The organism is Methanobrevibacter sp. (genome assembly GCF_017427765.1).
Classification (GTDB): Archaea; Methanobacteriota; Methanobacteria; order Methanobacteriales; family Methanobacteriaceae; genus Methanocatella.
Window position 1 is genome coordinate 40783 of record NZ_JAFRSC010000023.1, and the last position, 12500, is coordinate 53282.

Consider the following 12500-nt stretch of genomic DNA (forward strand, 5'->3'; position numbering starts at 1 on the left):
TGTTTAATTGATAAAAAATAAATTAAAATTAATAAAATATAAAATTAATAAATATATTTAATAATTAATTACCATTAGAAAATTGAAAAAAAAGATATAATAAAAGAATTTTAAGAGAAGAAAAGATCTTCTCTAGTTAATTTTAATTTTAGCAGTTGCTTTTGAGGATTGGTAAGTGTTATCGCCTGCAAAGTTCACTGTTGCGGTGTAAGTGCCTTTTTTAGTTATGCTTAACTTGAAAGTAGCTTCTCCTTTAGCATTTGTTTTTGCTGAATATGTTTTACCGCCAACAGTTATAGTAACCTTTTTGCCTTCCTTGAGGTATGTTTTGCCATCAATGGATGAACCTGGAATGGTTTTTAAAGTCACAGTATATGATTTTGTCTTTGCAGATGCCTTGAATGTCTTAGCAGGTGCAGAAATGCTGGTTGTTTTTTTGGTTACTGTAATTTTTTGAACCGCAAATGCCCCTACATAGTCATCGTCACCTAAAAATGCAACGGCAAAAGTGTATGTTCCCGCATTGGCCAGGTTAATCTGCAGTCTGGCTAAACCTTTTTCATCAGTTGTAGTATTATATACTTTACCGTTGAACCCTATTTTAACCGGTTTATTTGAAATAGGTTTAGATCCATCGGTCAAAATCACTTCAAAGTATCCTCCACGTTCACCGCCATTATAGTCAATTGCATAAGTGTTATAATCCTCAGCATTGATAACTGTTGTGACTCTAGGTTTTCTAAGGTCTTTTAAAGTTAAAGTTGTGTTGGTCGGCAATATGTCTTCATTTCCCAAGTAGAATATGCTTACAACAGAATTTGAACTACCATTGACACTAAGTTTACCGTATTCATCAGTATTTGTTTTAAAATCAACACCATTTACTTTATAGGTGATATTTGCATTTGAAATAGGTTTTTTATCACTGTCAAAGAGAGATGCTGTAATCAAACCAGTACCTGAAACAATTAAATTTCCAAATTCACTTTTTTTAGCTGTAGAGTTAATGAATATTGTTTCATTGGCTGAATCATACTTATCATCACCAGGATAAATTACATCTACCCTCATGCTTCTGCCTGTTTTTTCAACAATAAAACTCACACTGCCGTTATCATCCAAAGGCAATGTAATATTATTATCCCCATACCTAACAAGTACATTTCCACGGGCATCAGATGGCAGATTAACAGTAACATTAGCTGTTTGTCCCATATCCACACATGATAAATTAATCACAACACTATTCTTATTGACATTGAAATATGAAGTCTTATTAGCGGATTTATATCTTAAATCCCCGAAATAGCTAACCTTAACAGTGTAATTTCCAGCACCCAAATTATAAAGAGGAACAGAAACATCACTTCCATTTAAAGTTGATATGTTTTTATAAGAGCCTGATGTAACCTCAACAGTAATATTGCCTGTAGCATCATTATCGATTGTAATATTAATTATTTCAATATCACCACAATTAATATCTTTAACTGATATGGTTAAATTAACATCTTTTAAATCACCTTTAGATAAAGCATAAACATTATTTTGAGTGGTTAAATAAATAATTCCATCATTACCCGCAATCGGACTTCCAATCACTTCCCCACCAATATTAGTTTTCCACAGAAGATTTCCATCACCGGTAAATGCGTAAAACGCATCTTTTAAACCAACATAAACATTGCCGTCATTTCCGATTAGAATACCTGAAGTGAAGTTTAAATTTGAAACTAAGGACTCATCCCCATTGGCTAAATCATATCTATAAAGATTTCCCAGGGAATTGATTAGATATACTCCCATTTCATCATCCAAAGCCATATAGTTGCCGGCACCACCTGTGATTTTAGTTTTCCATATAATATTTCCATTAGGAGTGAGCTCGGCAATTGAATCATCCAAAACTGCATAAATCATATTACCAGAACCAACAATAGGCTTAATGCCATGAGTGTCTCCGTTAATACTGGATAACATCACCTTATTTTTTAAATCAATTATCTTTAAACCATTTTCGCATGGAACTACAGCCATGTTTTCATTTACAATAACCGGTGAAGATACCGGTTCAGAATCGCCTAAACTGATTAAGGTTGGATTTCCACCATTTTCCCAAAGTTTATACGGAATTAAAACCAGTTTATAATCTTCACTTTGATACTGGAATTCACTTGAAACATAAATATTTGCATTCAAATCAACAATTGGCGCAAATAAGCTTGATCCCTGATAAATATTTGATTTTCCGAATTTAATTCCAGAACTTTGATTAATGAAATAAATGGCATTTCCGGATTCAGGAGCTATAATCAAATCACGACTTATTGCAATACCCGAAATATTGCCGTTACCTGAATTGCTATAGTTCCATCTGTATTTTCCATTACTGTCTATAGAATATACTCCCTCACCAGTAATTAGATAAATATTACCATCACAATCGATTGCGAGATTTCCAATGATTTTTCCGTCTGCTGCATAATTCCATAAAATAACTCCGTTTGAATCTACATCATACGGTGATTTTCCTCTGTTTTGAATATCATAACCTTCATTTGGCCAGACTGGAGTTTTATAATCTGAAACAATGAAGTTTGTAGAATTATCAATGGTTTCATAATTAGTACTGTTGAGAATAGCTGAAACATTATGTTTGCCAACAGACAGGTCAGATAATATCAAAGTGACCTTACCGGTACGGGGAATTGATTTTAAAGTAATTTTACCATCCCAGTCAATGGTTATAGTTCCATCAACACCACTTAAAACGCTTATTTCAACGTTTTCATCCTGACCGATCATTATATCATTTACATTAATGATTAATGTTGTGCCGGCTTTGGATACATTAAATGATGTTGTGCAGTTATTCGGATTGAAATTATCATCCCCACTATAGTCAATGTAGACTTCCTTTTCACCTGCATTCAGCATGGAAATGTTAATTATGGCTTTTCCATTATTAACACTTGAAGTTTTATTTTTTCCATCGACTCTTGCGGTAACATTACCTTTTGCACGCTCATCCAAGCTAACTTCAATTATAGCATCCTGACCATAGACAATGTTTTTTACGCTTGCAGAGATGTTTGAATCAATTTTTCCGACATCAAATTTAAGAGTATCACGGCTTGAAAGGTATTTGTAATTTCCATTATAAATAGCTTCAATCTCATAATCTCCTTTTGAAATTGCATTAATTGTATAATTTGCTTTAGATTCTGTGAGATTTATGTTTTCAGGTTTATTATTGATTATCAATGTAATATTTCCTGTAACGGCAGGTAAAACATTGATTGTTAATACAACATCATCTCCAAGTTCAATTTGGCCAACAGATATTTTGGTAGTTGAATTGTACTTATTTACCTCAAATTGTATATTCTGTTTGGATGCAAAATAGTTGTCATCACCAGAATATTCTACAAATCCACAATAGTTATCAGCAGGCAAATCAGGTAAAGTAAAGATTGTATTTGAACTGTTTACTTTCTTATTTATTGTTATATTACCGGAAGTTAAATTTAAAATTAAATCACCTGTTGCATTGTCAGGTAAAATGACAGTAATTATCTCATCATCCTCAACTGAAATATTATTGACTGAAACTTTCATATCAGGTTTGATTTTAGCTTCCTTGAAATTAATAATGTCATCTACATTATAACATGATGCAATCATCTGACCTTCGATGTCTTTTAGTGTAAATACGCTTTGAGCCATTCCATTAACTAAAACCAGCTTTTTATCAGAGGATGTTCCTCCAACAGCAGAAATATCAAGAGCAATATCCGGTAAATTACCCACATTCCAATAGGTTACCTCTCCTGATTTTGTATAAGCATTATTTAAATTAAAGCTTACCAATGCTTTTTCATCCTGTAAAAGAGAAGTGGTATTTGCAGAGGCGTTTAAAAATATCCAGTTATCACAATTTGAAGATGAATGGATTTGTGGAGCCACATTATAGTTGTCCTGATTATTTCCCCACCAGTTCCCACTGCAGTAAATTCTCTTTAAAGCAGAACTTGATTTTGCATTAATCAATGCCCTGTTTGAATTTCCAAATGAATTTCCTAAAAATACTGAATCTGACACATGTGTCTCAGCGGCTGTCAGAATAACAGAAGAATATGTGCCTCTACCGGAATTGTTTACAAATAATGTTGATTTAACATCAAGCAATCCTTCTTTAGGCATATAAATACATGCAGATGAAATCTGAGATACCTGTGAATAGCTTGCAGTGTTATTTACAAAACTGCACTCAAGAACTGTTAGAATAATCTGATTTCCCTTTTTAACGTTATACTGAATACATCCGTCTTTTATAACATTATTTGAAAATGTTGAATTATAGACTTTAGAACTTAAAGCCTCATTTGAAGTGATAAGAGACCCCACATTTGTACCCAGATTAGCGGTATTGCCGTCAAATGTTGATGATTCAATTAAATATTTATTGGAATTTATTAAAACTCCAGTATTATCAGCAAAGACTGACTCTTTAACTTCAATATTATCTGACTCAATGAGGGCATCTAAGGAATTGCTTTTGAAAATACATTTCTCAATTTCTAAAATTCCACCGCTCTGTTTGATGAGCCCATTGGAAGTTGAAGACATCACATTTTCTTCAAAAGTTAAATTTTTCAAAATAAAATCTGCACCCGTAACATTAAATATATTGCCTTTTGATGAAATGACTGCATTGTCTTCACCGACAATTGTCAAGTTATAATCAATGTTGATGCCCACATCTGAAAATTTCCCGTCCATTATTAAAATATTTTGAGATGTCCTTGCAATTTGGCATGCCTTGGTTAAAGTTGACACCGGAGCCTGTCTGGAGCGACCGTCATTGCTGTCATTACCATATTTTTGTGAGACATAAATATACTCTTTAGGTAAACCAACAGAAACCTCATTACTTTTACTGATTGATATAGATGGAACTACATAAACTTGGGCTTTTTCAATGTTTTTTAAATTTAGTGCAAAATCAGTTGAATTTACTGTCTTGAAATATGCTCCGTCAAGGTAAACATCATAGGAAGATTTCTCTAAAATGTCAGAATCATAGTAGTCAGGATTTTTTAAACTGGCATCAATATGTAATGTTACCTCATCACCTACACGTTCATCAGCAGAAAGTCTGAGTTTTGAAAATTCTATTGAATTGCCCAAATAATAATTGTCTTCAATTACACATTTAGAACCATAAGCCAAATTGACTACTAAAACATCACCTGCCCGAGTATGGTTAATAAACCTGTTACCTATAATATTCACATCAGGAGAACCATAAGAACCCTGAGCAATAGCACAAATTGCAGTACCTATAGAAGCGCTGTTTTTAATGAAAGTAGTATTCAATACAGTAAGACCACCTTCATCCATAAGAGATATTGCACCACCCCTACCAGTACCAGTAGTTGACAGTTCAGATAAATCCCAACATAAGTTCTCATTATCCTCAAACAGAGAATCTTTAACATATATGTATGGAGCATGCAAATATTTGGTTGCACCTATTGCACCACCACCATTATTTGTTGTACAGTTATTGCCTTTAAATATTGTATTATAAATCTGCAGGTAACTATAGGTATATAGTGCACCACCATTCCAACCGGCAAGATTATCTGTGAAATTGGAATCATATATAGTGGTATTGGCACCTCCATGAGTATGTATTGCACCTGCCCACCAGAATGCTGAATTTTTATAGAATGTTGAATTTCTAACTACAAGTATGCCGCAGTTGTTAATACATCCAGGTTCAGTTCTTGCATAGTTACCTTCAAAGTATGAATCAACTACTTCCATTGAAGCACCCGTACATGTTTTGGTAGGGTCATCTTTTGGATCATATACACTTAAACATCCAAAATCAGATGTGATGTTTGTAAATGTACAGTTTACAACACTAGCTTTTCCTCTCATAATTTGAACAAGAGATGAATGGCCTCCGTCTAAAGTGGAATTTGTAAAGTAACAGTTTTCAATTAGATTGTTTGCATTTCCACCCATCACCAAAAATAATGCATTAGGTTGGTACTCTGTTGAAATCCATTTAAATGTAATTCCCTTAAGGGTTATGCCTATGCCTGAATTTTCAGGAACATTTATGGCAAGATAACTAATTGGTCGGGCATTGGGAGATACATCTCCAAAATAAGCACCAGAACTACCCAAAATAGTTACATTGTTGTTAACTTGAATTTTATAAGAGTTATCTTTTGGATCTGTAGGATAGAAACTTGTATTCTCTTTTAATTTCAATACATAATCTTTATCGTTTAATGAACAATAATACTGTAAATCATCCCAATTTTCAACAGTTATTTCATTTGACTGTTCACTTATATCATCCAATTCAATATCTAATGATTTATCAACACTAACTGTAGCATTCGCATTATCCAAATCATTAGCATATGCACTTCCAATACTTATTATAAATATTAAAAATGCCAAAAATATTATAAATTTTTCATTTGACTTCATAATACCAACCTATTTGTTGAACAACCTCACCTTGTAGAAAGTGAGGATTCCTAGATTTTGTTTTTTACTCAATAGGTTAATTGAGTCTTTTCTAGGCAATCCCCGCGGAACCATCGGTTCAACAATCATTATGTGATTGTTATATAGTAATTAAATTACAATAATATTTTAATTTAAAGAGAGAGCATTTGCAAACTAATCTCAATCCCATTCATGCAATTCATCCACGACCTTTAAGAGGTCATGGCATTCTTGCATCATTTAGATAAAATATAAAAACATGTTAAGTATTTATATGAATCAAATTATATAAACTTTTCAAGTTAATTTGAAAAAAATTAAATAAAAAAAGTTAGAGAGAATTAATCTCCCTAGTTGATTGTTATTTTTGTTGTTGCTTTTGAAGCCTTGTAGGAATTGTCACCTGCAAAGTTTACGGTTGCTGTGTAGGTACCTTTTTTATTGATGTTTAAATTGAAGGTAGCCTGTCCGTTGGCATTTGTTTTAGCGGAGTATGTTTTACCATTTACTGTAATTTTAACTGTTTTACCATTCTTGAGATAGGTTTTACCGTCAATGGATGACCCCGGAATGGTTTTTAAAGTTACAGTATAAGATTTGGTTTTTGCAGATGCCTTGAATGATTTGGCAGGGGCACTTATACTGGTTGTTTTCTTGGTTACGATGATTTTTTTAACTGTAAATGCACCCTGATAGTCGTCATCGCCTAAAAATGCGACTGCAAAAGTGTATGTTCCCTCATTTGCCAGGTTAATCTGCAGTCTTGCCCAACCTGCACTATCAGTTGTGGTATTATATACAACACCGTTGAATCCTATTTTAACCGGTTTTGCCGAAATGGCTTTACCTGAAGCATCAACCAATTTGACTTCAAAGTATCCTCCACGTTCACCTGCATGGTAGTCAATGGAATAGGAATAGTAGTCCTGAGCGTTGATTGCTGTTGCAGCTCTAGGCTTGATGAGATCTTTTAAGGTAATTACAGATTCTGTTGGCAATGCCACATCGCTACCCTCATAATCAATCACAACAACAGTATTGGAATCTGCATTAATGGTTACAACACCATTTTTATCAGATTTTGTGTAAGACACCTTGCCGTTTACGCTGTATTTTATATCCGCATTGGCAATCGGCTTTTTATTGCTGTCTTTTAAGGTAGCAGTAATGACTCCAACACCTGAAACTGTTATGTCTGTAAATACACTATTCAACGCAGTGGCGGGAATATGTTTGGTTGCATAAGCAGAATAATAATTTTCATCGCCCATATAGACAACAATAACGTCATGGTCTCCAACTGCAAGACTTTCCACATTTAAACTAGCCTTACCGCCATCAAGTTCTTTTTTATAACAGATATTATCAACAAAAATGGATACTTCACCGGTTGCATCAGGAATTTCAACATCAATGCGAGTATTTACACCAATTTTAGGTTCGCTAACGATTATATCAATATGATTTGCCTTTTTAAGGACTTCAAATGATGCGTTATTGTGTGAAGGTTTATAGTAATCATCACCCAGATAAACAACATCAACAATATGAATGCCTGAAGAAATCTCTTCAATAATGCAGCCTGTTTGACCGTCTTCCAAATCCAGATATGCGCTAAACCCGTCAAACATGAAAAGCACCTGACCGGTTGCATTTAAAACGCTGATATCGATTGTTAAATCCTCACCAAGTTTGGCATCACCTATATTAAGCAATACAGTTGAATTCATTTTTTCGAATTTCTTAACATTGACATTTACCTTTGCATCTGATTTTATATGATTATTGTCGCCGTCATATGTGATACTGCAGACATAGTCTCCTGCAGTTAGGAAAATCGGAATGACATACTGACCATTCTCATCACTGAAACCGCTGAATGAATAACCTCCCACATCAACATTAACCAATGAACCTGCTAAAGGATTTTTATTGCTGTCAATCAATGTGATATTCAGCATTCCCCCATCCTTATCAAAGAAGGTCAAATCAGATGCAATGATTTGTGTTTTGCTGACATCAACAACAAAAGAGTCAGTTACTCCATCGCTTTGATAAATTGAACTTGCAGGAAGTGCAATTCTGACATTGTAAAGGCCGTTTGAAAGACCGGATAATTTATAATTAGCTTTACCGTTTACCAGTCTGTATTGTGAAGGATTGCCGTTTATGCTGATTATCACTGTTTCATTTATCTTGTTTGAACATGTTATGTCTAAAGTGGCATCATACAATGCCTGAGATATTTCTAAATCAAAATCAACTTTTGTTTTTGAAAAATCAACTATTGTTTCGGCAAATGATGAAGAATAACCCTGACCGTTGAAAGAAGCGGAAACATATCTGGAATCACCTTTAAACGAATATTGCATGCCTGCATTACCATCTGTAATATCCAGGACATAATTTATGCCATCCAAATTAAATGTAACCTGTCCATGTTCCACTAAATTGCCATCCTCATCAGTTACAGTGGCAGTGATATTAATAGTATTTTTGAAATCATGCTGAATATTCAGGATTAAAGAAGTTCCAATAGAATCTAAGATAGTGAAAGCTTTAATGCAAGCAACTGAAAGAACCATCTCATATTCATCGGATAAATCACTATCATATAAATCATCCCATGTTTCACCACCATCCCAACTTGAATATGACATTCCAGGAGAATAAATGTCATTATTTAATTCATAACTTTCAGAAATCGGAAAATATGCATCACCATCACATGTAATGTTAAAAATTACTTCAAAAACATCTCCTTTTTTAATTGGTACCCAATCATCCAAATTAATAGTATAATAACCTGGATTGGAAGTTCCTGATTTAAAAGCTTTAAATTCATTATTGACATTAATGGCAACTGTCCAGTTTGTTAATGTATAAAAGTATGTTGAAACTGCAGCCAAAAATTCATTGTCTGTTGATGTGAATACATTTTTATACATCACATTAGATAAATCCGGATAGCAGATATCAACTGTTTTACCTGCAATATCATACTGATAATTCTTATCAAATCTAACTGTATCATTTAAAATGAAGGTATAAGTCCTTTCAAGGTCAAATGCAAAACATTTATCATAATATGAAATATAGAAAAAACCGTCGTCCTCTTCATCTGTACCCCAACTGTTTTTTATAATCCATGCACCATCACCTTCAGGAGTGCTATTAAAGTTATTTTTACTGTAAGTGTCATCCCATCCGACAATGGTTATGGCATGATTAGTCGTATTATAATCATAATCACAATAAAATGCATGTGTTTCCTTATTATAATAATCCTCACCCCAATCCCAAAACATTGAAGATACAACTGCACCATATTTCATTAAAGCTTGCTTTATTTCATCATGTAAAGTTAAGCTTTCACAATCCAGAACCAATATGTTTTGGACATGAACAATGCTGTTAAATACAGGGGATAAAGTGGACATAGAATTGTATTCATCATCAGCATCATTTACAGGACCTAACCAGCTTGAAAGGTATCCCCATGACATATAAGGATATCCCCCATCGTTGGTATCCTCAGCCCATCCATAATTGGAGTATAAACACATCAGATTTTTCAGATTTTCTTCAGAAAAGTCATATGTAACATTGGCTGCCTTCAAAATACATGACTCCAAAGCAGCCATTGCCGCAAATGCCCAACAGTTACCTCCTTTTTTCTGGTCTTTAACACTGGTGACATATCCTTCATCAACCAAACTGTATCTGCTTGGCAACTTATCAACAACAACTGGAGCAACTTTAAACATTGTATAATTTCCGTTTCCAATGTTTAGATTAAACTCATCAGTTATGTAAAAATCATCATATATTCTGGCTGTATTTCCCAAATACTTATTGTTTTCCAGAGGTGCATTTAATGAATTTAAAAGGCTGTAAACCGCTCCTGCACATGACGCATTATTATCATTGAAATAATTGTTTTCAATTGTGAGGGATTGAGAATTGACAATAAACAGTGATCCGCCATTTAATGCCTGATTACCAGTAAATGTAGAACCTTTAAGGGTAAAATCACCGTACATATGATAGATTGCTCCGCCATCCCATTTTGCAGCACTATCGACACATTCAATATTGCTTAAACTAACTGTAGAGTTTAGGGTAGTTATTGCTCCTCCAAAAGTTGCAGCGGAATTTATTATTTCCAAATCACTGCCTGTAAACTCGCAGGATTTTAAATAAATTGCACCACCCGCATCATCAATGGATGTGGAGTTATAAAACTTGGATTTTGAAATTTTTACCTTACAATTATAATCACATGCAATGGCACCACCATAACTGTATGCAGTGTTTGCAATGAAAATTGAATCATAGACATCCAGATTACCATAGACCATATAAATGGCACCGCCCCATGTTGCATTATTGTCAATAAACATACACCCGTCAATAGTTAAAGCAGAATCCATATCACTGAAAATTGCTCCACCCCAATAATCACCATATCCATCAGGTACAGCAGTACCACCTGAAAAAACAGAATTGGTTGCTGTAAGGGATCCACGATTAACAATTGAACAATCAATGAAAGTGACATTCTTAATTGTTACGGTTTTATTAAATACAAATCCTACATCATGATATGAAACTATCGTACTATCCATATCACCTATAATATTTACGCCATCAACTATTGATGTATCTTTCAGTTCGTATTCACCATTTGCAAGGTGAATATTTGAATTATTCAATATTCTTTCTTTTTTTAAATACTTATATGGACTGTCTAAAGTCCCAATACCATCATTTTCAACTGATGCATCAAAATAAATATCAACTGACTGCTTTAAAATATCATTTTCACTTACAGAAATTGCAGAATTGTCAATATCTGATGATTGGTCTAGAGATAGTCCTGCATCACCACCAGAAGCAAAGGATGCCGGAATAATCATCAATAGGACAACCAGTGAAAAGAATAAAATGAATTTGTTAACTATTTTTGACAATTTTATCCCTCAAAAGTTTTAATAATGTATATTTATGTATTAAATTATATAAAAAATTAAGTAAACACTAAAAGAAGTTCATATCATGAAAGGCTGTTACTGTCTGATAATCCATTTGAATCAAGCAAACGAGATAAAGATTGGTAAAAGATTAGGCAAAATCAATTTCAAAAAAGGTTATTATGTTTATGTGGGCTCAGCCATGAATTCACTTGAATCAAGATTAAACAGACATTTAAGTGACGAAAAAAAGCTGCATTGGCATATTGATTACCTATTAAAAAAAGGGAAAATTACAGAAATAATCTATAACAAAAACAAAAAGGTAGAATGTGAGCTGTCACAATACTTATCCACTCAAGCAGAGGGCATCAGGGACTTCGGGTGCTCTGACTGTGATTGTGAAAGCCACCTTTATTATTTTAAAACAAAAAATGAAGCTATTGAATGCGTTGAAAATGCATATGATTCAATAGCTATGGATTATGAATTCTTTAGAAAATGAATCCCTGTTTTTTCTTGTGCTTATATGAAATTTCAAATGAATTTAAAGCCAGATTTTTCAAGACATTCAAATCATCATCACAGATTCCAACAACACTTTCCCATTCGCTCTCCAATTTGGAAATTTCATCTAAAACAGAAATACCCTCATCGGTTAAGCTGCAGTCATAGGCAAGACCGTTTTCGGGAGACTCATCGATTACGATTAGTCCTTTTCTAGCCAGTTTCTGATATTTTTTTAAATATAAATCCAAATGAAGGTTAAACAGGTCATTCTTTTCGGCTTTTTCAAACTGCTTAATGCGAATCCTTTTGTGATGAGGTTTCTCATGCTTTTTGACCTGTTTCAGGAGTTTGATTTGAGACTCATGAAGGAAAATGCTTAAGTTTTCTCTTACATAAGTCATTTTTGACTCTTCAATGACCTTGATTAAGGAGGAGGCATTCATATTTTCTATTGCATTTACATGCGGATGAGCCATTATACCA

The 12500-nt window shown here is 33.6% G+C and carries 4 protein-coding genes; 1 reads left to right on the top strand and 3 read right to left on the bottom strand.

Annotation, left to right across the window (positions count from 1 at the left end):
• Nucleotides 1-132 precede the first annotated feature (132 nt).
• The gene (locus IJL02_RS06715; RefSeq protein ID WP_292813638.1) at nucleotides 133-6513 is read right to left on the bottom strand and encodes an Ig-like domain repeat protein; all 6381 of its coding nucleotides are present in this window, start codon (nucleotides 6511-6513) and stop codon (nucleotides 133-135) included.
• Nucleotides 6514-6884: 371 nt separating this feature from the next.
• Complete coding sequence (locus IJL02_RS06720; protein ID WP_292813643.1) at nucleotides 6885-11507, bottom strand: C1 family peptidase; 4623 nt, start codon at nucleotides 11505-11507, stop codon at nucleotides 6885-6887.
• 85 nt (nucleotides 11508-11592) lie between these two features.
• On the opposite strand from IJL02_RS06720, the gene IJL02_RS06725 reads away from it, so the two are divergent.
• Entirely contained in the window at nucleotides 11593-12012 is a 420-nt protein-coding gene (locus IJL02_RS06725) for a DUF123 domain-containing protein (RefSeq protein ID WP_292813647.1), read from the top strand.
• Here the strand turns inward: IJL02_RS06725 and IJL02_RS06730 are convergent.
• A complete protein-coding gene (locus IJL02_RS06730; protein ID WP_292813650.1) occupies nucleotides 12002-12493 on the bottom strand; it encodes a hypothetical protein in 492 nt (163 codons plus the stop codon). The genes IJL02_RS06725 and IJL02_RS06730 overlap by 11 nt on opposite strands.
• Nucleotides 12494-12500: the final 7 nt, after the last annotated feature.

What these genes read in the sequence shown, in the direction of transcription:
- IJL02_RS06715 (WP_292813638.1), bottom strand. Translation starts at nt 6,513, where the DNA reads ATGAAGTCAAATGAAAAATTTATAATATTTTTGGCATTTTTAATATTT.
- IJL02_RS06725 (WP_292813647.1), top strand. Translation starts at nt 11,593, where the DNA reads ATGAAAGGCTGTTACTGTCTGATAATCCATTTGAATCAAGCAAACGAG.
- IJL02_RS06730 (WP_292813650.1), bottom strand. Translation starts at nt 12,493, where the DNA reads ATGGCTCATCCGCATGTAAATGCAATAGAAAATATGAATGCCTCCTCC.